The sequence below is a fragment of the Pseudodesulfovibrio sp. zrk46 genome (assembly GCF_012516435.1).
In the GTDB taxonomy this organism is placed as follows: Bacteria; Desulfobacterota; Desulfovibrionia; order Desulfovibrionales; family Desulfovibrionaceae; genus Pseudodesulfovibrio.
The window spans coordinates 1,232,834-1,255,165 of record NZ_CP051216.1 but is presented as its reverse complement, the minus strand read 5'-3'; the positions used below and the strand labels follow the sequence as shown (position 1 = coordinate 1,255,165).

The 22,332-nt window shown below is 49.1% G+C and carries 16 protein-coding genes and 1 tRNA gene; 10 read left to right on the top strand and 7 right to left on the bottom strand.

Translation table 11 applies throughout. The features are described from left to right. The first annotated feature begins 1 nt into the window (after position 1). From HFN16_RS05705 to HFN16_RS05680, 6 genes are all read left to right on the top strand, one after another. Positions 2-1,666 carry an iron ABC transporter permease gene (locus HFN16_RS05705; RefSeq protein WP_168889819.1) on the top strand — a complete coding sequence of 555 codons (1,665 nt, stop codon included), beginning with the start codon at positions 2-4 and terminating at the stop codon, positions 1,664-1,666. A 2-nt stretch (positions 1,667-1,668) separates the two neighbouring features. Continuing rightward, positions 1,669-2,751: an ABC transporter ATP-binding protein gene (locus tag HFN16_RS05700; RefSeq protein ID WP_168889817.1), complete on the top strand. Its 1,083-nt coding sequence runs from the start codon at positions 1,669-1,671 to the stop codon at positions 2,749-2,751. A 75-nt stretch (positions 2,752-2,826) separates the two neighbouring features. Further along, positions 2,827-2,902 (top strand) — tRNA-Phe (locus HFN16_RS05695). Positions 2,903-3,203: 301 nt separating this feature from the next. After that, entirely contained in the window at positions 3,204-3,881 is a 678-nt protein-coding gene (locus tag HFN16_RS05690) for a hypothetical protein (protein ID WP_168889816.1), read from the top strand. A 154-nt stretch (positions 3,882-4,035) separates the two neighbouring features. Next, a complete protein-coding gene (locus HFN16_RS05685) occupies positions 4,036-4,293 on the top strand; it encodes a hypothetical protein (protein ID WP_168889815.1) in 258 nt (85 codons plus the stop codon). After that, complete coding sequence (locus HFN16_RS05680; protein WP_168889813.1) at positions 4,286-6,643, top strand: DUF3987 domain-containing protein; 2,358 nt, start codon at positions 4,286-4,288, stop codon at positions 6,641-6,643. Before HFN16_RS05685 ends, HFN16_RS05680 begins: the two co-directional genes overlap by 8 nt. Positions 6,644-7,265: 622 nt before the next feature. Here the strand turns inward: HFN16_RS05680 and HFN16_RS05675 are convergent. The 4 genes from HFN16_RS05675 to HFN16_RS05660 are packed head-to-tail and all read right to left on the bottom strand — an operon-like array spanning position 7,266 to position 11,678. Then, positions 7,266-9,089 (bottom strand): DUF262 domain-containing protein, encoded by a 1,824-nt coding sequence (locus HFN16_RS05675; RefSeq protein WP_168889812.1) that lies wholly within the window; start codon positions 9,087-9,089, stop codon positions 7,266-7,268. Positions 9,090-9,104: 15 nt separating this feature from the next. Beyond that, complete coding sequence (locus tag HFN16_RS05670; RefSeq protein WP_168889811.1) at positions 9,105-9,755, bottom strand: hypothetical protein; 651 nt, start codon at positions 9,753-9,755, stop codon at positions 9,105-9,107. Between the two features lie 25 nt (positions 9,756-9,780). Beyond that, a complete protein-coding gene (locus tag HFN16_RS05665) occupies positions 9,781-10,704 on the bottom strand; it encodes a glycosyltransferase (protein WP_168889809.1) in 924 nt (307 codons plus the stop codon). A gap of 53 nt (positions 10,705-10,757) precedes the next feature. Continuing rightward, the gene (locus HFN16_RS05660) at positions 10,758-11,678 is read right to left on the bottom strand and encodes a radical SAM protein (RefSeq protein ID WP_168889807.1); all 921 of its coding nucleotides are present in this window, start codon (positions 11,676-11,678) and stop codon (positions 10,758-10,760) included. A gap of 1,081 nt (positions 11,679-12,759) precedes the next feature. Here HFN16_RS05660 and HFN16_RS05650 point away from each other — a divergent pair. Beyond that, on the top strand, positions 12,760-13,944 hold the full coding sequence (locus HFN16_RS05650) for a hypothetical protein (RefSeq protein WP_168889803.1): 1,185 nt from the start codon (positions 12,760-12,762) through the stop codon (positions 13,942-13,944). Between the two features lie 125 nt (positions 13,945-14,069). On the opposite strand, the gene HFN16_RS05645 is transcribed toward HFN16_RS05650, so the two are convergent. After that, entirely contained in the window at positions 14,070-15,254 is a 1,185-nt protein-coding gene (locus HFN16_RS05645) for a site-specific integrase (protein WP_168889801.1), read from the bottom strand. A gap of 460 nt (positions 15,255-15,714) precedes the next feature. On the opposite strand from HFN16_RS05645, the gene HFN16_RS05640 reads away from it, so the two are divergent. After that, a complete protein-coding gene (locus HFN16_RS05640; RefSeq protein WP_168889799.1) occupies positions 15,715-16,437 on the top strand; it encodes a serine protease in 723 nt (240 codons plus the stop codon). Between the two features lie 232 nt (positions 16,438-16,669). Here HFN16_RS05640 and HFN16_RS05635 read toward each other — a convergent pair whose 3' ends face one another. Both HFN16_RS05635 and HFN16_RS05630 read right to left on the bottom strand, forming a co-directional pair. Continuing rightward, positions 16,670-17,572, bottom strand: coding sequence for a site-specific integrase (locus tag HFN16_RS05635; protein ID WP_168889798.1), 903 nt, complete (start codon positions 17,570-17,572; stop codon positions 16,670-16,672). 318 nt (positions 17,573-17,890) lie between these two features. Beyond that, entirely contained in the window at positions 17,891-18,781 is an 891-nt protein-coding gene (locus HFN16_RS05630) for a diguanylate cyclase (protein WP_168889796.1), read from the bottom strand. A gap of 171 nt (positions 18,782-18,952) precedes the next feature. Between HFN16_RS05630 and HFN16_RS05625 the strand changes: the two genes are divergently transcribed. Continuing rightward, positions 18,953-20,176, top strand: a complete 1,224-nt coding sequence (locus HFN16_RS05625) for an ABC transporter substrate-binding protein (protein ID WP_210772236.1) — start codon at positions 18,953-18,955, stop codon at positions 20,174-20,176. Beyond that, complete coding sequence (locus tag HFN16_RS05620) at positions 20,154-22,331, top strand: ATP-binding protein (protein WP_168889790.1); 2,178 nt, start codon at positions 20,154-20,156, stop codon at positions 22,329-22,331. Before HFN16_RS05625 ends, HFN16_RS05620 begins: the two co-directional genes overlap by 23 nt. Position 22,332 lies beyond the last annotated feature (1 nt).

The following is a 22,332-nucleotide window of genomic DNA, read 5'->3' as shown; positions in this document are numbered from 1 at the left end:
CATGTCTGAATCCTTGAAAGTACACACCGCCGGGGAGACCCTGTCGCCTCCCCGGCGGCGTCTCTTTCGCCTCCAGTCCCCGGGCTGGTTTGCAGGGGCGGCGCTGCTCGCCTTGGTGGCATCTGTTCCGCTGCTGGTGATCGTAGGACATCTGCTGATCCCGCAGCAGGACGTCTGGCAGCACCTTGCGGAGAATGTTCTTGCCACACTGGTTGCCAACACCGCGCTCCTGCTCCTCTGCATTGTGCCCTTGACGGCTGTCATGGGCGTTGGCCTGGGATGGCTCACAGGAGCCTGTGACTATCCGGGGCGTAAATTTTTCGCGTGGGCGTTGGTGCTTCCTTTTGCCGTTCCGCCATACGTCTTCGCTTTCGTGTATCTCGGCCTGTTCGATTTTTCCGGGCCAGTGCAGACGGCACTCCGCGCAGCGTTTCCCTCCATGGGATTCATTGACATCCGCAACGTTGTGGGCGTGGCCTCCATCTTGTCTTTGGCATTCTATCCCTATGTCTACCTGATGGCTCGAAGCGCATTCATGACGCAAGGTCGCACCGCAATGGAAGCGGCGCGCACTTTGGGCATGAAGCCGTCCCGAGCGTTTTTCAAAGTTGCCTTGCCAATGGCCCGGCCTTTCATCGCTGCGGGGCTGGTGCTCGTCTGCATGGAATCCCTGGCCGACTTTGGTGCGGTGTCCATCTTCAACTACGACACGTTTACTAATGCCATTTACAAGGCATGGTTTGGGCTCTTCTCTCTGGAGAGTGCCGCCCAGCTTTCTTCGGTGCTGGCCATCTTCGTCCTGATTGCTCTGGTTATGGAGCAGCGTATGCGTGCCCGAATGCGATTCACGGAAGCAGGTCGTTCGAGCCAGGCTGAACGGCTCAAGCTCACAGGATTTGGCAAGTGGGCAGCTTTTGCAGCGTCCTTACTGGTGTTCATGTTGGCTTTTGCCGTCCCGTGCATTCAACTGGCTTTCTGGGCGTGGGAGGTCGTTGGGCCCGATGCCGTCAGGTATGTGTCTTACAGCGTGAAGACACTTTCTCTCGGCTTGACGGGGGCCGCTGCCACCACCTTGTGCGCGATGGTTCTGGCTTTTGCGAAACGGAACGACCCTGGCCATGTCATGACCTGGACATCCCGGATTGCAACGCTTGGATACGCGCTCCCCGGTACTGTCTTGGCTGTGGGCATATTCATCCCAGCCTCTTGGTTGGACGCTGCCCTGATCCATCTTGTCAGTGGCGTCACAGACGGGAAGGTCTCTCCCATCATTCAAGGGTCACTGGGGTTGATGATTGTGGCTTATGTCGTCCGATTTATGGCGGCCGCATTTGGCTCCGTAGACAGCGCGATGCAGCGTATCACTCCTTCCATCGGGGAAGCGGCTCGAACAATGGGCGTAAGCGGGTTGGCCTTGCTGCGGCGCATCTATCTACCCATGCTCAACAAAGGGCTCATGGCCGGTGCCATCCTCGTGTTGGTGGATGTCATGAAGGAAATGCCCATTACGTTGATGATGCGGCCATTTGGCTGGGACACCCTTGCCGTGAAAATTTTCGAATACACCTCTGAGGGCGAGTGGGAGCTTGCGGCCATTCCCGCCGTGGTTCTCATCCTCGTGGGCCTTGTGCCGGTGCTGTTGCTCACCCGGCAGTCGGAGAAATAGCTATGCGTAAAAATCTGCTCGAAGTCCGGAATATCCATAAATTCTATGACGATTTTCATGTCGTAAAGAATGTCACCTTTTCCCTTGAGGAAGGGGAGATCGGCTGCCTACTCGGCCCCAGCGGCTGCGGCAAGACCACGTTGTTGCGAACCATCGCTGGATTTGAAGACATCGCGAGCGGTTCCATCGCCATTGACGGTCAAATGGTTGCCGGACCCACCTACGTCGCCCCGGAGAACCGCAATATCGGCATGGTGTTTCAGGACTATGCCCTCTTTCCCCATCTGACAGTGGCCGACAATGTCGCCTTTGGTCTGGAGGGTGTTTCAAAGCAGGCAAAGCAACAACGTGTGGATGAGCTTCTCGAGACCGTGGGCCTTGCCGGAGAGCAGAGCAAATACCCCCATGAGCTGTCGGGCGGGCAACAACAGCGGGTTGCTCTGGCTCGGGCCTTGGCTCCCGAACCCAAATTGCTTCTCATGGACGAGCCGTTTTCCAATTTGGATGTGGCTCTTCGTGAATCCCTCTCGGCCGAGATTCGAGACATCCTCAAAGCGCGGTCCATCACGGCGCTCATGGTGACGCATAATCAGAACGAGGCATTTGCCATGGCCGATAAGGTCGGAGTGCTGTCTTGCGGAGAGATGCAACAGTGGGATGCCCCGCATGCTGTCTATCACTTTCCTGCAAATACGGTTGTTGCCGGGTTTGTTGGGGAAGGGACGTTTATCAAAGGAACTGTGCAGGAAGAGGGCGTGGTGGAAACCGCTCTGGGCACTTTGAGAGGCGTGATTTCGGTTCCATGCGAAACAGGTTGTGAGGTCAGCGTCCTGATCCGTCCAGAAGATGTGGTGCATGACGATGACAGTGAACATGAGGCAATCATTTCGGAAAAGACGTTCCGAGGCCCGACCATTCTCTACACGCTCCAGTTGGCCAACGGCGAACAGGTGCAGGCCTTGGTCCCGAGCCATCATCAACACGCCATCGGACAGCGAATCGGGATATATCAGGATGTCGAAGACCTGGTTGTATTCCCTGCCGGAAGTGATTTCACCGCTGCGGACAAATGTGTTGTGTCGTGACTTGATAAGAATCGTAAGCAGAAAAAAAGACTTGCCAAGCAACTCCTGCTTCGCTAAACACAACTCCTCACCGGCGCTCGGGTAGCTCAGTCGGTAGAGCAGGGGACTGAAAATCCCCGTGTCGGCAGTTCAATTCTGTCCCCGAGCACCATTGAAAATCAGGCCCTTACGAAGAAATCTTCGTAAGGGCCTTTTTTGTTTGTTTTTATATTGCCACGAATTTACCACAAATTGTTTTGATTTCATTCTGCCACGAATTTGCCACAAGTCGTGTTTTCTACGCCAGATTTTGAGCGCTGATGTTCGATTACCACAGAGGCAATAATTTAGTTGTCTGGCCGCATATGTATGACGAGTGAGCGCGCAGTCATTTATTACGTTATTATATGTGGTTGCATTGACAAGAAACGAGGATGTGGCATTGTGCCCCCTTTCATAACCAAAAGGATTGTATGGAACAAATAATTACGTTGTTGAAAGGGTACAACGCCAAAGAACTGTTCAAAAGGTGTCCTGGTATGGATGGGGTTGTTGAGCTCTATAGGCTTATCAGGATTGGGGAATTGCCTCCATGGCTTGTTGTTAAAAGAATCGTAAATGATGAGACTGGCGATATATTCTACAGGTGCACTGAGGCTGGTCCGGCAAGCTCATATCGTATTTTCAATGATGGGTATGATCGTCCTGAGTACGAGCCTGCTCATGTTGACCATTTGGCTTTTGATGAGAAGGACGTTGAGAGACTCATACGAAATCACCCTGAGCTTGGGTGGGATTCTCTTCCTTCGTCTGCGGACGAAACCGATTCTGAGCGTGCCCTAAAGAAGGATTTGAAAGCCGCCTTGAAAAGGAATGAAGAGCTTGAAAAGCAGGTTACCGAGCTCATGGAGGGGCAAACCATTACGATGCATTGCGACGGGCCATGTGAGGCATGGGCAACGTCTTTTGATTACTTGCTCCCTATTTTTCGCGATATACTGAAAACTCCTAAGGGAACTCTGACCCGCGAGAGTTATTTCAATGAAATTCATAAAGAGGCTCCCGGCCAACTGCTCAAAAATGCGTTCCACATTATGTGGAGGCACCTGCCATCTCAGTACAAGAGTGGTCAGGGACGCCCTAAGAAGTAGAAAACCCTGTTAAACCCTTCCAACGTTCAAAAAGGCATTGTTGGGAGGGTTTAGCTTATTTTTTTGTCCACCCAAAAAGTCCATACCTTTCCTTAGGCACCCCGCAGGTGTTTTGGTGACCCAGCGGGAACACAAAATCCTAAAAGGAAAATGTATGGATATTTTTGATTGTCTTGAAAAGAGTTGGGGGAGCCCCGTAGTCGCTCGTTCGGAAGTAGGAAAGTTTAGCGGCGGCATGCTCTGCCCCAAAACCCTCGCGAACTTGGACTGCCTTGGGGAAGGTCCTGAAAGGCGTATGCGTCTTGGACGTAAGGTCGGCTACGAAGTGCGGGCGCTCGTCGGTTGGATGCGTGCTCGAGCCTCTGAGGGGGCTTTGAAGGCAGATATCAGCCAGGAGGCTATCGATGAATAGCCTTAATCTGGACTATCTCTCTAACGCCTCGCAGTTGGATGCGGCTCTTCACTACGCAGAAGCAGGCTTCCCCGTTTTTCCTTGCGACAGGAGCAAAGCGCCTAAGGTTAAAACCGGGTTTATGGCGGCTACGACGGATCTGGGTCAGATTCGAAAATGGTGGACCATGTGGCCTGGAGCCTCCATTGGAATACCCACTGGGGCAGCCTCGGGTGTGTTTGTCCTTGATATTGATATGCCCAATGGCCCAAGGGACCTTGACTGCCTTGAAAGCGAAAAAGGCCGTCTTCCTGATACCCTTTCGCAGAGGACTGGCAGTGGGGGCTTGCATCATTTTTATGCCGTTCCTGACGGATTTAAGATTAAGAACAAGGTGAGGGTTGCTGGCACTCAGATCGATGTTCGTGGTCATGGCGGCTACGTAATCGTCCCTCCGAGCCTGCATCCCTCTGGCAACAAGTACATTTGGTCGGATGAACACCCCGTATCTGATGCCCCCGAATGGCTTTTCGATTGGATTGCCCAAGATTCGGTTTTAAAAAACAAGCCGACTAAAGAAGCAAAGGGAACACCCTATGTCGAAGCCGCATTTGATGCAGAGGTGCGCGCCGTGCGCCAAGCGCCTGAAGGAGCGCGAAATGACACTTTGAACAAGGCTGCTTACAACCTTGCCCAGCTTGTAGGGGCTGGCGAATTGGATCAGGCTCGTGTTGAAACCGCCCTATTGGAAGCATCCAATCTGCCGGATATCGAGAAGGCAAGGACGATCAAAAGTGGCATGGATGCAGGGAAAGCTGAGCCACGTAGCTTGTCGCATAGCAACGTGATTAACTCGCCTGCTGACCGGAAAGCTGAAGTGGACGTCATGTCATTTGTGTCTGGTAATATTACGCCTGTGCAGTTTGATGCCCATCTTCCTTCTCCTGTCTCTCATGACTTGGTTCCGGGCTTGCTGCGGGACTATTGTGTCGCCTTGTCAGAGTTTGTTCAGGTCCCGTTTGAACTTGCCCTTTGTGCCGCTTTAGGTGCGATTTCCGTTGCCGGTCAGAAGAAGTACAAGGTCGAAGTCTTCCCTGGCCACTCCGAGCCTATTAACATTTATAGTCTGTGTGCGCTCCCTCCCGGAGAGAGGAAAAGTGCCGTTGTTGAGAACTGCAAGGCCCCTCTTAAGAAGTGGGAGATGGAAAATCGGCAAGCCATGAAGGAAACTATCGAGGCTACCAGCTCTGAGCGAAAAACCTTGCTTAAGGCTATTGAGCACCGTCGAAGCAAAGCTGCGAGTGCTAGCAGTTCCAGTGACAGGGAAAAATATATTCGTGAGATTAGGGAACTTGAGCAGGAACTGCCTGAAGTTCCTGTCTCGCCGCGCCTGTTGGCCGATGATTTTACCCCTGAGGCCCTCGCCGAGATTATGAGTGAACATGATCAGAAAATTGGTTTGATTGAGGCTGAAGGCGGTATTTTTGAAACCTTCGCTGGCCGTTACACTAATGGCATCCCCAACATCGACGGAGTACTCAAGTTTTGGGGGAACGAAAGCGTTTCGGTGGACAGAAAGGGGAAGGAACCAATTTATTTGGGAGATCCGGCACTGACTCTTTGCGTCTGCCCGCAGCCTGATGTGGTCCAAGGGCTCGCTGAAAAAGCTGGATTCAAGGGGCGCGGACTGCTCGGACGCCTCTTGTATTTTATGCCTCAGAGTCGATTGGGAACCCGCATTATCAATGCTCCTGTGATGCCTGAGCGAATCAAGCGGGCTTATGAGGCCATGATATTGGGCCTGCTGGATACACCTTGGCTTTTGGATAGCGAAGGCAACAGGACCCATTACCTGATGCATCTTGATTCTGAAGCGAAGGAGCGCCGTGATGACTTCGCCATCGAAGTTGAAAAGCAGCTTCTTCCTGAGGGAGAATTCGAGCACATGACCGATTGGGCGGGGAAGCTTCCTGGCATGATGGTGAGGATCGCTGCTCTTCTTCAGCTGAGTCAGCAGCGAGGGGGGAATGATTTGGTTATTACCGGCCCAGTAATGAAAGCTGCCATCGGTATTGCGGCGGTCTTGGTAGAGCATGCAAAAAAGGCATTTTCTTTGATGGGAACGGATGCTGCCCATGAATCTGCCAAGACCATTTTGAAGTGGTTCCAGACTCGTCGATTGGAAGAGTTTTCTGGACGTGAAGCTCTTCGCGGTGTGCGTGGACGCTTTTCTAAGATGGCAGAGGTCAATGCCGGTCTCGATGTGCTTGTTGATCGTTGCTACCTTTACAGGCAGTCGTCTGAGAAAAGGGGGCGGGGCAGGAAGCCTTCTGATACCTACGTCGTGAATCCTTATTTGATGGGAGAGTAGAGTGGGGTTTGCGCAAAAATGGGCAGATCATTCAGCTGCTCATGAAGAAAAGTATATGGAGATCAGGGAACGGTGTCACGAAGGTGGCACCCTCCCTGGCGAAAGTGGTAAATTTGTCCATTCTGTCCATATTGTCCCTAGGCAACAAATCCGTAGGCGCTTGGCGCACGTTTTTGGCCCGATCAAAGATTCTGGGATCGATACATATGCGCGCAAGAGTGAGAGCACCGGAGCAGAGGCTAGCAAGTCCTACGAACGCTCCAAAAAGAAAATAAATGCCGAGAGGCGGCGTGGGTATAAAAGAGCTCGAGCTTGGCTTATGGAGAGGCTTGATCTCCTTCAAAAGGCGGGATGGACCAGAGCAGCTTTGTTTAAGATTGGGAGGTGTGCTTATCCCTACGGCTGGGGGGCGGCGTGGTCTCCTGCTTGGCTCGATGTATATGCCGCTCCGAAACTTACCCCGGATGGTGCGATTGAGTGGACGATAGAGAGAAATGGTCGTGATAATGTTTTGATGATGAAGCCTGAAACATATGCGAACAGGGGGTAGCCATCCCCCACCCCCTCTTTTCTTGAGAGGGGGTGGCCCCTTCTTAATTTGCTACAGAGTCGATAGCAGAAATTAACAAAGCTGTTTTGAATCATTGGGCCAAATTTGCTTTGCGATTTCGAAAAGGTCCTTACCTCTTTCTATGATGGAATCTTCATCCCACTTATTTTTTTCGTGTAAAAAGCGACTCAAGTTAAGCACAGTGTGTTTCAAAATCTCACGTTTTTTATCTTCAAATGGGCCATTGGAAATAGCAGGATTCAAAGAGTTGTTTAGAAAGGTCAAGTTGCCGAAAGAGTGCTTTAGCAAATTACGCCTCTGTTGAGCATCAAAGATCTCTCCTGTGGTCATTCCTTCTTCATTTAAAGGCCAGTGAACCTCCCAGCTATTCGGCAATAGGTGTTCAACAGTTAAGGTGTCATGCCAGACAATATGTTCTTCTGTTTTATTTGCCTTAAGCGCTTTGTCGAGCTCTGCCAAAATCAGACGAAGTCTTGGCCTTGTGATTTGAGTATATATTGGAGTCGTCAACCAAGCCTCTTTGAATTCTTCTTCGTTAGGCCATCGTCCACTATCCTTATCTTTTGAGCTAAAGAATTGTGCTATTATGCTAGCGTCACAGTTCTCTTGTGATTTTTTAAGAAAAGTGAGCAGCTCTAAGAATAAGTTGTTGTAATTTTTGGCGGTTAGTTGGCAGACCATTCTGCGAATCAGGAAAGACTCGATTACTTGCAAAATTGCTTGCAATTTTTGATCTCGCTCTAATTGGCCTTCAAGTGAGTCGTAGATCCAAAGAAGACATGGGTAGACTGTCGTAGTATCGAGTGTTCTTAATTTGTGAAAGAATAACCCTTCGAAAGTGTTCCTGTCATGTGCTTCTAAGAATGATTGGAAATATTGTGAATATCTATGGAATCTTGCTAACTGCGCGTGAGCCCCGGCCTCTGCCGCTTCACTGTAAGCCCGATATTCCTTGAAAAGGTTTGTCGCGGAAATTTCTTTAGCCTGCTCCATTACTAGATAGTGCTGTAAGAAAAGCTCCAATGCTGGACGATTTAAACGCCCTTGCTTAAGCTCTTTTCTCCACAAACCATTTTGAAAATCAAAAGGGCGCCAATATCGATCATACACTTCATCAAGATCGTGACCATTTTCGTCAGCGAGTCGTTTAAAGAGATAGTTTTTTACCAAATCGCTAGGGAGTAAAGGAGTTCCTCGGGCGTTCATGGTTTCGAAAATAGTTTGAGCGTCGTCTTGTTTGTCCATGTCGATGACGACGATACGGATTTTCTCCGTGACGATTCTGAAAAGACGGTCAAGCCACGGAAGTCCTTCTTCTCCTTTTTCTTCAACCCATGTATTCATTTTGGTGTAAAAATACCGATATGCTTCAGCAATCGTCCCTTCCCCTTCTATGGGGTGTTTAGTTAGATCTTCAGGAGAAGTCGCTTTCATTACGATCTCATATGCTTCTCGATCTAGATTTGTTGGCCACAACTTGTATTGGTAGTATGTGTCTGCAAACTGCCGGCTTGTATTGATAATGAGTTTCTTGATATCATCGACAATGAACTCGTCAGGATAGTGTTTGATGAAAATATCATGAAGTGTAGCCATAAGTACTTGAACAGTCGTTAAGCGCTGTTGTCCGTCGATGATAGCTCTAGCTCCTGGGGCTCCTGTTTCTGAATCAAGTTGCTCTAGTACGACAGCCCCCATAAAATATGGGAGAGTTTGTTGGAGTTCTACTGTAGGGTTGCTTAGTTCGGATAGGTCGTTCCAAAGAAGTTCCCATTGGTCCTCTTCTGTCCAAACATATGGGCGTTGGAATAGTGGAGCTCTGTATTGAACCGTGGGGCCAAAAATAACAGATAGAGATAGAGCATTCGCTTCCATTTCAACAATCCTTGATTAATAAGTCCTAAAAATTTCAATTCCGTGACCAAGCGCTCTCAGCCGTTGACGTAATAGCCCGTGAGCCTCTCTAGTGTGGTCAGCTCCGACAATGACGAAAGCATATTTATCAATGTCCAAAGTCAGGTAAGGTTCAAGGCGCTCAATCCAGTTTGCATCCCTTTCAATGTTCCGTCCATGGCCTAGTTTAAGACCTCCAGCTTCAATTTGTTTATATTGCTCAATAAGGTCTCCACGTTCTCGAGAGATATGTCCAGTTCTTATGGCCTCAGTAACGCTTGCCAGCTTGTTGTAAACCATCGAGCTGCAGGGCATATTCCTAAAATCAAATGTTGCTCCCTCATCAAGCCAGACTTCTTCAGACGTTGGGAAATAATCCTTGTGGGTATCTCCGTCATATCCGATACATGCCGAAATTGAACGTATTTCATCGTCAGACAGGAGGTCGGAATATAAAGTATTTCTGTCCTTGCATGCATCTAGAGAATTTCGCTGTGGGACAATATAGTCCTCAAATATTTTCTTGTCGTACTCAAGAGCAATGAATTCCGGGGTGGGATGTTTTCTTTGTAGCTTCTCAAAGACCGCGATTAAGTTTTCATGGCACACAAGAAAATCGTGCGCTCCACCTATCATTACAATTTTCATACGACCTCCAAAGCCTGACAGAAAATCAATCTGCAACTGGTCGTGCAGTGATTTCTTTTGAGTTTAGAAAAGCGTTATAGTAGTCTAAGTGACGTGTCAGCAGAAGACTCTCTCCCTCAGCATATCTTTTGAATTGTCTCCAAAATTGAATAAGCGCTTCGGGGCGTGAAAGGGCCGTATACCCATAATTATGGTGGATGATCGCTTCTGGGCAGTGTTCTATCGCCCAACCTGTTTTATTCGCCCTGTAGCAGAGATCGATATCTTCGGCCGCGGCTATAGGGAAGGATTCATCAAAACGCATTTTTTCTGCAAGACAGGCGCTTATCGCTAGGTTGCATGTAGGGCCATAAAGAAGCCTGTCTGTTGTTGATATTCGACGCCCGTTGAGCGTGCCATTTCGCTCGTGGTATTTGCCGAGCCAGCACCGGTCATGTGAGAGAGTATTTCCTGATAGAATATGGCAGCTTGGTGAGCCTAAAAAGCCTTCTCGTAGTGCGTGAAGCCAATTATCTGATGGAAGGCAGTCAGAGTCCGTAAAAGCTATAAATTTAGCTCCAAGCGTCTGCGCATAGTCCATTCCTTTATTTCGTGCTGAAGCAGGTCCAGAATTTTGTGGCAATCGTAGACAGTGCACGTCTGAGTAATTTGGGACAGGTTCCGGTGAGGCATCATCAACAATCACTATATGGCCTTCAAGCGATTGGTCTTTAAGACACGAGATCAATTCATCGAGCATTTTTAGATCATTTGAGCCTTTTAGAAACGTCGGCACAACAACAACAGGCACTGAGCGCTCAGTAATTTTGTTGGGCACTTCTCTCAAAGGAAAAAAAATGTCGCACTTGGGGCGAGCTATCTTTCTGTTGCGCTTAATGTTCTTCCGAAAGGCCGAGACTTCGACCATTTTGGTAAGCAAAAAGCGAATCCTGCCGGATTCTCCACGCATGGACTCCCACCAGTAGTCGAAAATTTGTCCGTAGGGGAGACTGGTTAGGCAGCTCATCGTGTCCCCCCCATACAGGCGCAGTCAGCGCAGTAATAATGTGATTTGTTGTTTTCAAGGAACCACTGGCGTTGTTCGCTATGAAGGATGGCATCGAGGTCTTTTTCGAGGATGTTGCCGAATTTATAAGGATTGAACATATTGCAAGGAGTCACTGTGCCATCATAGAGGATACACAATTCGTCACATAGAGCCGGGCATTGGGCTTTACTCCCGAAGGTCTGACTTGTTCCATTTTCTAGAATTGAGATTCCATGGATTGAATCTGGAAGTAGGCAATTCATTCCTGCATTTTTGTAGATAGACTTAATATCTTTGTAAGCTATTCCTAGCTCGTAGCGCCTGTCCTTAACCATCTCGACAAATGGCTCTATGCCCTCATCTCGACGCACTGTGTTGAAAATGAGGTGCATGTTTTTCTCGATACAATATTGAGCCATTTCAGATAATCTGTGCAGATTGGCTTCCTGCATAGTGAAAATGACATGTGGCCTGGGGGTAATTGAATAAAGGAGTTCAATATTGTGTTCAATTAGAGAGAAATGTGCCCCACGTCTTATATCCTCGAGTTCATCTGCTCGAGGGCTGTCGATTGAAATAAACAGTTGAACCTTGTTATCAACCAAAGATTGGATCAGATGATCGTTCGATATTGAAAGGTTCGTGAAAAGATTGATGGTTGAATTGGGAAAACACTGTTGCACATGCTCCATCATAGGAATGAAATCTGGATGGATCGTGCTTTCACCTCGTCCGTTTAGCCTGATTCTTTCAGGAGCGATTGTGATTTCTCCCAAAATTTTTTCAAGAGTGTCCCAGGTCATATAGCGTTCGGATATTGCCGCCTTGCCGCCAAAACCACACATGACGCACGCTAGGTTGCAGTTGTGGCTGAGTTCAATGATCAGTTCTTTCATGGATTATTGATTACATTTAAGAGTTTTACATGGAAGGTTACAGGTCCTCATGCATTTGAGAACATTCTCTGCGTACTGTGTGGACAACATGGACAGAATGGACAGTTCTCCTATCTTACCCAGAGGATGTCCGCAGCCTGGAATAAGTGGTTGCTGAAAACACGTGTAGACACTGCCGTCAGGCATTATGGAGAGGTTTCGTCCAGTTGCGTTGCATTGGCCGAACGGAACAGGCGCTGAGCGTGATGCGGGTAACTCTGTCCACTCTCCTTCAAATCCTTGTTGAATATAATTTTGGACCGAGTGGAAGCGACCAAGTTTATGGCACATTTCGCCTACTGCTCGAACGTGCTCAACAGTTTCTTCTGCTAAGACAGATTGAACACTGAGTTGTTCAGGAGCGAGCGTTTTAACAGCGTATCTGAAGTGTCGCATGACACGATAGTACGAGTCGGTGCCTCTGACATGTCTCCAGAAGATGGGGTCGACCGTATCAATGGAAAAAATAATGTGTAAATTACAGTCTTTTACTTGGTCGATAAATTTGGGTGTGCAGGCTACTCCGTTGGTGATTAGGACAGTACGAACTTGAGTGCTAGCGATTCCTTTGAGTAGCTCGATAACTCTTTTTTTGTTGACGAGCGGCTCGCCTCCTACAATGCAAAATTCTTTGAGGCTGGACAACTTGTGTATAGCATCAATGATTGAGCTAGAAGGCGCTTGGGAGGCATGCTCATCAACTTTCCAGTGCGAACACTTAGAACAGCGTTCGTTGCAGCGTAATGACGCAAGGTAATAGAGGTGAGTGGGGGAGAACATCGGGTGCAAAGTGAGTTGTAGAAGTAAAATAGGTTAAAATATTAATCGAACGATAACATTGATGTGTTAAGTACGTAAAGTCATATAGTTGCGGTGTGACTGCTTGTTTGGTCAGTTGTTATTCTACTATTTCATTTGGAGGAAGAGGTTGGTTTTTGGAGAGAATTGTATGGTGCCTTAGAGGTGTTGATATTAATAAAGAATGTCTGTTATATTGCGTCCAAAAATTGAAACCTTGCACAAGTTAACAAAGTGAGGCGCAATGAACCCAAACGAGTTGGAACGAGAGGCTACACAGGATCCGCGTTTACGGTACTTTGAATCTTTAGATAATACACAAGCATGTGTCTTTGCGGTATTGCTGAATCTTGGTTGGAAGCCCGTCAGAAGCGAGCCTGGCGCATATGATTTTGGTAGCTGGTTTTTTGAGAGAGATAGTCCCCCCGGTGCTCCCGAATATTTCGGTAAAGCAAGACTTAATAAAAATCACCATGTAGACCTTCTTCCAGACTCTTTTGGGAGTCCTGTCGTAATCCAATATGCGGTAACACCTAACAACAGATCTAAATACCCATCGCTTGAAATATACTTGCGTCAGCATTTTACAATGTATCAGCTTGAGAAGGCTGCAAAAAGAATTCGGTGGGAACATAAGGTTATTGAAGAGACCTTAGCCCGGTTGGGGTTCGAAGCCCCATCCTGGAGGCGTGAAGAGCTTTTTGGCGACAAAGCGATCAGCTATTCAATCCTATCGCAACCAGAAGGAGCAAAGCTTACCAAGGGTTTTTTTTCTTTTCAGCAAAGGTGCTGGGTCGGTTATTATGAAGATGAGGCTGGTGAGCCAAGCTATTATGATGGCAATGTTGAAAGGTTGAGCATAGCGCGTTTTATACTTGAGCAGCTGCTAGAAATGCCTGATCTAAATTCGGAAGAGCTTGCATTAGATTGGCTGCTCACTGTCACTAGAATTATAGGTCCTTCGTATCACCCAGATCATTCTCCCGACACTTTTCTTGAGATGGATGGGCGTCCGATTCTTAGGCTACCCAACGTATCCAAGTATGAAGAATGCCTGCGTTCTGTTCGAAAAGTGTTAACCGATGTCGGTCCAATAGTTGAAGAGGAGGTAGCAAGGATCGAGAGAGAACTCTATGTATTAGATAGTCCATCCGAGACTCTCCGGACCGCGCAAAAAAAGCTATACAATGTAAGGAATGATGAAGAGGAATCCCTATTTTGCTTCGTGAGTAGTCTTGAATTAGAAGACTTAGCTTCAGTAGAAATTCTAGCCGCTCGAGCAGCAGATAATATCGAGTTGTTAGACAAGGATGAATGTAAGATTATTAAAATGGCTTATCTCTGTGATATCAGAGATATAGATGATACTAGGCTCAATGCTTATGAAGCTCCTAAGCAAGTTGCTTCCAAAGTGAAATTTATCCCATGAGATCTTAGTGATTTATATTTAGAATAATCTTGTTTTTAGAGTCTGGCCCTTTCTGACAAAAACAAATGACAGTCAAGCAACCATATACCAAAGCCATCCACAGGTGGGGCTTTTCGGTGCTACCTTTAGGTTACTGAGTGTTCCATTTGGGCCACGATAGCTCTCAGATTTCCTTTGCGTAAATGGCTGTAGCGGTCGGTCATCACCGGTGTGCTATGGCCCAGCAGTCGCTGGACGTGAATAAGTTCGGCGCCGGACTCAATGAGCCTGCTCGCGTATGTGTGTCGAAGCCCGTGAAAACCAAATCGGTATTTGGGGTCGTGGATATCCTCGTTCAGTTTGGCGTCTTCAACGCCGCGTTTGAATGCTGAAGGGATTTGTTTGTGAATTCCTCCATGTGAGTTTGGGAAGACCAAGTCACCATTTCTACCGCCATCTAAAGAGAGTAGTATGTCGACAGCTCTTTTCGTCAGTGGGATGGTTCGACTCTTGTCTCCTTTTGAATTGATTACTCGGAGTTTAGCTTTTTCAAGATCTACGTTTCCCCAGGACAGGCGAGCAACTTCTGAAAACCGCATTCCAGATTCAAGACTCAAAAGGGCCATATTGTGTGCCTGCCTGCTCCTTTTTCTTACCGCTTTCAATAGTCGTTCGACTTCCGTTTTCGTGAGGAGGCGCTCTCGAGCATTGTCGATTTTGGGAAGCTTAAAGCTTTTTGCTTTAGTCGGACCTACTCCCGAGACAAGCCCGTGGTCCCTGGCGGACTCCCAAACCATGCTGAAGGTGCGAAAAGTGTACTGCATGGTTCTAGGCGCCCGTTTAGCCTCAACCATTGAGGCTTTGATCTTATTGACGTGGACGATGGTGATGTCCTTCAAAGGTATGTCTCCAACCACAGGAGCAAGCCAGTTTTTTACATGCTCAATATGTTTGCGTGCAGTCTCTTTTTTCCAGCTGGCAGAGGCTGCAGGATAGTAAGTTTTATGAAAGAATTGGTTGAAGGTGGTGTTCGTATGCGCAGAAGCCGCTTCACGCTTCTCATTCTCCATTTTTTTGAAGGCCAACTCTTGGCGATAAGAGACTGGGCCTTGTCCTTTTTTAACATTCTCAAGGTACTCTTCGCGTTTTAGAAAGGCCTTTTCTTCAGACCATTCATCACTCTCCCAGCCTAGGAGAGATTCGTACTGCTTCCCATGATAGTAGAATCGAATGCCGAAGCGCCGGTCGAATCTGACACCATGCTTACGTGTCGGATGTTTGTACCAGCGCACACCTGTATATTTGGGGGATGAAATCCAATCGCGAGACATCTAGAACTCTTTGTGCCACAAGTTTGCCACGAAATTTTTCGGGAAAAATACTGCTTCCCTAGGAGGCAATGGGCAAACATTAACACAAATAAGTCACCTGTATCAATAGATATCGTGTATGTTGTAGGAAGCCAAAGGATTTGGTGGGAAGTAATAAATATGGGGACTGAAAATCCCCGTGTCGGCAGTTCAATTCTGTCCCCGAGCACCATACGGATACAAAGGCTTTCATCAGATTTGGTGGAAGCCTTTTTCGTGTCTAAGTAAACAATAAGTAAACTCGCCCTTGAAACCTCCATTGACTTCGGACCGAGCTTATCCACAAATGAGCCTTACGTGAAGGGAAGGATTTTGCTTGCCCAAACCAAACGTTCGCCCTTGATCTGAAAACAGATACCGACTACTTCATTAGTTCATCCTCTAGACACTCTATGTAGGTACACCAATGGACTCTCGCTGTTTGTTTGAAAGCTATAAAGTCACTCTTGTCCGCGTTACCATTGAACTTCCAAATGGCGATTTAAGTACAGGTTCAGCTTTCCACATAGGAGATGGCTGGCTTGCAACTGCTGCCCATGTTGTAAATTCAGGCGAGCTTGTTGAAGTAGTTTCAGAAAGGTATAGCAAGAAATTGGAAGTAGAGGAGATTATCTACCATGATGATGAACGAATTGATCTAGCCCTGCTTAAAACCAATTTAGATTTAACTCATCACCTTGAAACCATCTTCCTCCCTCCTCCTGCTGATGGCTTCATACACACAGATCACATCCCTATAGGCGGTCATCTTGATGATTGGGTTGGTGATGAATTCATTCTTTCGAGAGTCTTACTTATGGGTTATCCTCCTGTGCCGTTCTCAAGAAGTCCGATTCTAGTAGCGGCCGAAGGTGAAGTTAACGCTGTGTTAGACAAATATACAGGTGATCCTGTTCACTTCATAATATCGTGCATGCCTAGGGGGGGATTCAGTGGGGGACCAGTATTAAGTGAGTATGGCTTTTTACTAGGAATAATGACCGAATCGCTGAATCATAATGACGGCTTCGCTGAAACAGGCTTTGCCAGTGTTTTATCTATTGAACCTTTACTGGTCTTGTTAGAAAAAAATGGAATCTATCCAGGAGAGAATCGTGAGATGGTTGAGATGGTATCATTTTCAGATGATCCAACATCCACGTAGGGGACAGCAGCTCTCTGTTATATAACCAAAAGAAAAGAGGGTAGGCACTGTTAACCTGCCCTCTTATTTGTCTACAGTTACTACATCTGCATAGCGACTACTCTATGTTTGTATAGTTTGCATGGGGAGGCACTACCTATTGGTTTATCCCCATCACATCCGTTGATAGCCCTCTTGCTACCTACACAGTCTCGACACTTGGCATGAATAGCTCTGTAAGCAGTTTTAATGCTCACATCACCAGTTCCATGTCTGTAAGGCCACAAGGCGCACTCATTTGAGGGACAGAGTTCTTCGCTTCTTTGAGTATCTGCTTCCCTCGCTGTGTGATTGGTAGCCACTGGTGGTCATTCAATGCCTGACTCTTAACAATGAACTGCACTCGCCCATGCTCAAGGTCTATCCGATCCCATGTGAGGCCGAATATCTCACCTGTACGCTTGCCAGTGATCAGGCAGAGTTCCAGAGCAAGGGCTACCATTCTGTTAGGCCAATCTGAAAGGGTTTGGAGTAATCGCTTAAGCTCTCCATCCGTGAGTGGGTTGTTGACCTGATTGTTGAATTTAGGAAGCTTCACACGACTTACAGGGTTCTCCCCACTATACATCCCCATATCCCGTGCATGGTTGTATATCCGGCCTACCAATTTCACCATACGAACAACGGTTGATGTAGCTAACGGCTTCTTCCCTTTCTTAGGATTCTTACGGGTGATGAAAGCACGCTTCTTCCCCAAGTGAGTAATGAACTTGGATACCTCTCTAGGAGTTATTGCATCCATGCGTGTACCGGAGAAGTAGGGAGCAATGTGAACGCGCCATTGCTTTTCGTAGGAGTGTGGGTGCTTCAGGATTCGCTTACACTGGTCATAAAGAGACTCCCACGCTTCATCAATCAGTGGAGCCTTAGTAAGTCCAAGCTCACCCATGCGGACAAGATCATCCGTATACTTGGCCTCTATCTTCCTTGCGAGGTCGTAAGAGTCTACCGTCTTCGTCTTCCATTTGCCTGAGGGGAGTTTGATAGCGACACGGTATTTTCGGGCATTGAGTAGGCTTGTACCGCACTTTTTACACTTTTTAGTCCCTACAGCATACAATCCCTGACATTTCAAACACTTCACATTAACAGCCATGATAATCCCTTAAGTAAACATTAAGTAAACTCTCAGCCAACTTGCCTATGCAAATCGGCCTTCAAGGACTCTTTCAAAGCTTACTTAAAACGTACTTATGAGACACTGTTAGTATTGTGATATCGGCGAGTTAACGAAGTCTTCTTCTCCTCGACAGAGTACTCGGAAGGTGTTCGTTAAAACTCTCAGGGCTGCCTGAAAATCCCCGTGTCGGCAGTTCAATTCTGTCCCCGAGCACCATTGAAAGTTAAAAGGCTTACAACTTTTGTTGTAAGCCTTTTTTCGTTTCTGATATCCCCCGACATTAATTGTTCAATCCTACCCCTCCGCAATCACCACGCGGCGGCCGCCTTCCTTTTTGGCCTTGTACATGGCGGCGTCGGCGGCGGTCATGACGGTTTCTATGGTGTCGCCGTGTTGGGGGTAGAAGGCGACGCCGAGGCTGGAGCCCACCTGGAGTTCGTTGCCTTTCCAGGGGATGGGTTCTGCTATGCGGTGGACCATCTCGTCTGCGAGGGCGTGGGCCGGTTCGAGTGAGTTCAGGTCCGTGAGCAGGATGACGAACTCGTCGCCGCCGAGGCGGGCAGCGGTGTCGTTTGCCCGGATGCGGTCGCTCAGGCGTTTGCTTGTCTCTATCAGTATCTGATCGCCGGCATCGTGGCCGTAAGTGTCGTTGACGTCCTTGAAGCCGTCGAGATCGAGGAAGAAGATGGCGAGGTTGGTTTTGCTCCGTTGCGCATTGGCAATGGCGATATTGCAGCGGTCCATGAACAGCGTCCGGTTGGGCAGGCCGGTCAGTCCGTCGTGGAGGGCGGCCTCCTGCATGGAGGCTGTCTGCAGAAGACGGTCATGCTCCTCCAGCGCCTCGGTGACGGTCTGACGGATCTCCTTGGCATCCACCGGCTTGGTCATGAACTTGTATACGCCGCCGGTGTTGATGGCTTTCATGGCGACCGTCATGTCTCCGTGCCCAGTCAGCATGATGCGGACGGTGTTGGGCGATTCGTGCGAGATCGCGCGCAGCAGTTCAACGCCATCCATCACGGGCATCCGCATATCTGAAATGACGACAGCGAAGTCTTCCTGTTTCACGAGCTCAAGGGCGTGAACAGGGTCCGCGTCCGTAGTGATGTCGAACTTTCTGAGCGTCAGTCTCAAGGAATCCAGCAGGTGTGTTTCATCGTCCACCAAGAGCACTTTCTTGGACATCGGGCCTCCGGGTTGCACATGGCAAGGCTGTTACCAACGAAAATGGTTTTCTGATCCATACGCCACTTCTCTTATTAAAAAAACAGAATCGTTGAATGGAATCAATGATTTTAACCGTTCGTAGTCTGTGGTACGATGGCATGGTTGGAAACTTATTCAAGGGGCAGAATGGTGCGCGTACTCACTTGTTTCTGTTTGTCATTGATTGTGGTTGCCGGACTATTGGCCAATGCGTTGGCCGCGGAGGAACCTGTTGCCATCTATGTCGACACCGATATCTCCTCGTCGCCTGAATCGTCCACGGCCATTGCCCGCGGCATAAAGGTGGCCCTGGAGCAGAACGGCAATCAACTGGCCGGTCGGCCGGTTGAGGTGGTGATGCTCGACCATCGAGGCAACTCGGCGCGGAGCCTGCGAAATCTGAAGAAATACCTTCAGGACCCGAACGCCTTGGTGCTCTATTCCGGCATGCACTCTCCGCCGCTTCTGGCTCATCGCAAGTTCATCCATGAAAACGGCATCCTTTTGCTCGTCCCGTGGGCGGCAGCCGGACCCATCTCCCGCTCAGGCAATGACACAAATTGGATTTTCCGGCTGTCCGTTGATGACAGCAAGGCCGGGGAATTTATCGTCAAGCGCGCTGTGGACGAGCGGGGTTTCAAGCGCCCGGCGCTGGTGTTGGAAAACACGGGATGGGGGCAGTCCAACCTGAGGACCATGACATCGAGCTTGGTGGCAAGGGATCTCATGCCGACCCGTGTGGAGATGTTCAAATGGGGCCTGCGGGAAACCGGCGCCAAGATTCTGCTCAGAGAGGTGAAGGACTCCGGAGCGGACGTGATCTTCCTGGTGGCCAATGCGCCTGAGGGCAAGGTTATATGCAAGGCCATGCACGACCTGCCGCCAGCGTTACGGCTGCCTATCGTCAGCCACTGGGGAATCACTGGCGGAGATTTTCCTGCGTTTATCAACAGCACCATGCGCAAGCAGCTCGACCTTGAATTTATCCAAACCAGTTTTTCCTTTCTGGAAATGGGTGACAATCCATTTCCCAAGGAAGTGTTTGAGACTGCGACCACCCTGTTCCCGGAGGTGAAGACACCCATTGATCTGACCGCTCCCAGCGGCTTCATTCACGCCTATGATCTGACCCGCATCCTGATCGCGGCGGTGGAACAGTCGGCGCCCCTTGGCGACGACATGCTGGAGAATCGCGAAAAGGTGCGTAATGCACTGGAGAACCTGAAGACGCCGGTACAGGGATTGATCAAGTTGTATGACCCCCCGTTCAGGCCCTACACCATGTATGATCCGGATGCCCATGAAGCCTTGGGAGCAGACGACTTTGCCATTGGTCGCTATGGAGACAACGATGAAATCATCATCGCTCACTGATCAGACTCAGGAGAATTTTCGCCGCAGAGGGACCTCGTTTTCCAAGCCGTTCAATCTGCTCCTTGCCAGCTTCTTCATCGTGCAGGTCGTTATTGGCGTTTTTGTCATCGTGTATTTTATTGGCGGTGAGTTGCGGAACATGCAGGTTGATGGACTCCGGCTCCAATTGGAGGGACGTCAGCACTCGCTGGAGAACTATCTGGAAGATCGTCTGGCCCTGCTGGAAGATTATTCCAAGCTGCCGATATTTGTTGCCGGGGTGATGCATCCCTATGAGCAAAAGGCCAATGTGGTTGATTTCATCAATGCGTTGAACCTGCTCAAGGAGGACGCGTACTTCGCTCTTCAGGATTATGCGGGCGATGCCATATACTCTGATGCGAAGGTCTCGATCTTCATGCTGAAAGGCAACGACCTGTCGAGCCTGATCAAGCTCGAAAAGCCATATGTGATTGATATCGTCATGCTCTCCAGAGGCGGTCCTGATTGCTGCTACTGGAGATTGAGCGTGCCGGTCAGATACAATGGACTGGCAGAAGGCGTCCTCACGGCGTTCATTCCTGTTTCGCTGGATTCGCTTTCGCTGTCCGACGATGACAAGGCCCGCCTAAGCCTTTTTTACAATGACGAATTGGTGGTTACTCGCGGAACTGTTGAGGAGCCCTCGTTAACCCAGAACACCGAGACGCGCTTTCCTGGCATTAAACTGGTCGAATCGGTCAGTTGGCAACAGGTCGAAAGCCAAGTCCAGTATCTTATTACAGGGATTATCATTGCGCTCATCATCGGCTCTGCAACGCTTTCTCTGATTATCCATCTGGTCGGTCGAAAGTTTCTAATTATGCCGCATACCAAATTGCAGGCCGTGAGCATGGAGCTTGAAAAGGAAGTGGAAAGGCAGACCTCGGACCTGAAGCAGAAAACCGCAGAACTCTTCGTGGAGAACAGGGAACGCAAGGATGCGCAGACAGCGGCGTATGAAGCAGAGCAGTTGATTACGGCGCTGCTGGAAGGCATCGGCGCGGCATTCTTCATTGTTGACCCGGAGACCGGGTACATCATGGACTACAACGAGGGCGCCTTGTCGATGTTCAATGTGGATGCCGATGATCTGTACAGTAACGCATGCCACGTTGTTTTCGGAGACAGGGAAGGGAACATGAAAGAGTTCCTCTGCCCTGACAGTCTGGATCAGGAGACCTATGTAGAGGGTGTTGCTCACGATGCGACGGGGCGCTCCTTCCCCATTTCAAGGCATTTGGTGGGCGTTGAAGTGCGTGGCAAGAAGCATCTGGGTGTTATCCTCTTTGATATTACGGAACGAAAGAATCTGGAGAGACGGCTGAGCATCGCGCAGAAGCTGGAGTCCATCGGTGAGCTGGCGGCCGGCGTTGCCCACGAGATCAACACGCCGATCCAATACATAGGCGACAGCGTCCAGTTTATTGAGGAGACCTACGTCGATGTCGCCGCAGTCATGGCGATCAAGGACCAGCTGGTGCAACGCTGTCGTGATGCGGGAATGCATGGGGATTTGATCGGGCAGATAGAGGAACTGCAAGAAGACGTGGATCTGGACTTTGTCATGAACGAACTTCCCAAAGCGTGCTCGCGGGCACTGGACGGAACCGACAGAGTGGCAAAGATCGTCCGGGCCATGAAGCAGTTCTCCCATCCCGGCAGTGAAGGGAAGACCCCCGTGGACTTGAACCAATCGCTGGAAAATACCATCACCGTCGCCAAAAACGAGTGGAAATATGTTGCTGAAGTGGAGTTGGACTTTGATCCGCTTCCGCTTGTGCCCTGCCTTGTCGGGGACATGAACCAGGTCTTTCTCAATCTGATAGTCAACGCGGCCCACGCCATCGAAAACGTGGTGGGGAATTCAGGGGAAAAGGGGCAGATCAAGGTCTCGACCCGCAAGGGAGCCAAGTTCGTTTCCATTATGATCAGCGACACGGGGTGCGGCATTGAACCGGGAAACAGAGACAAGATTTTCGACCCGTTCTTTACCACGAAAGAGGTGGGCAAAGGGACTGGGCAAGGGCTGGCGATTGCCCACGATATCGTAGTCGAGCGCCATGGCGGTACCATCGACGTGAAATCCGAAGTCGGGAAGGGATCAACCTTCATTGTTACGCTGCCATATGAGTAGG

Excerpts from the sequence above, each read along its gene's own strand:
- HFN16_RS05660 (WP_168889807.1), bottom strand. The coding sequence starts at position 11,678 with ATGAAAGAACTGATCATTGAACTCAGCCACAACTGCAACCTAGCGTGC.
- HFN16_RS05650 (WP_168889803.1), top strand. The coding sequence starts at position 12,760 with ATGAACCCAAACGAGTTGGAACGAGAGGCTACACAGGATCCGCGTTTA.
- HFN16_RS05705 (WP_168889819.1), top strand. The coding sequence starts at position 2 with ATGTCTGAATCCTTGAAAGTACACACCGCCGGGGAGACCCTGTCGCCT.
- HFN16_RS05670 (WP_168889811.1), bottom strand. The coding sequence starts at position 9,755 with ATGAAAATTGTAATGATAGGTGGAGCGCACGATTTTCTTGTGTGCCAT.
- HFN16_RS05665 (WP_168889809.1), bottom strand. The coding sequence starts at position 10,704 with ATGCGTGGAGAATCCGGCAGGATTCGCTTTTTGCTTACCAAAATGGTC.
- HFN16_RS05620 (WP_168889790.1), top strand. The coding sequence starts at position 20,154 with ATGAAATCATCATCGCTCACTGATCAGACTCAGGAGAATTTTCGCCGC.
- HFN16_RS05645 (WP_168889801.1), bottom strand. The coding sequence starts at position 15,254 with ATGTCTCGCGATTGGATTTCATCCCCCAAATATACAGGTGTGCGCTGG.
- HFN16_RS05690 (WP_168889816.1), top strand. The coding sequence starts at position 3,204 with ATGGAACAAATAATTACGTTGTTGAAAGGGTACAACGCCAAAGAACTG.
- HFN16_RS05700 (WP_168889817.1), top strand. The coding sequence starts at position 1,669 with ATGCGTAAAAATCTGCTCGAAGTCCGGAATATCCATAAATTCTATGAC.
- HFN16_RS05630 (WP_168889796.1), bottom strand. The coding sequence starts at position 18,781 with ATGTCCAAGAAAGTGCTCTTGGTGGACGATGAAACACACCTGCTGGAT.
- HFN16_RS05635 (WP_168889798.1), bottom strand. The coding sequence starts at position 17,572 with ATGGCTGTTAATGTGAAGTGTTTGAAATGTCAGGGATTGTATGCTGTA.
- HFN16_RS05680 (WP_168889813.1), top strand. The coding sequence starts at position 4,286 with ATGAATAGCCTTAATCTGGACTATCTCTCTAACGCCTCGCAGTTGGAT.
- HFN16_RS05685 (WP_168889815.1), top strand. The coding sequence starts at position 4,036 with ATGGATATTTTTGATTGTCTTGAAAAGAGTTGGGGGAGCCCCGTAGTC.
- HFN16_RS05675 (WP_168889812.1), bottom strand. The coding sequence starts at position 9,089 with ATGGAAGCGAATGCTCTATCTCTATCTGTTATTTTTGGCCCCACGGTT.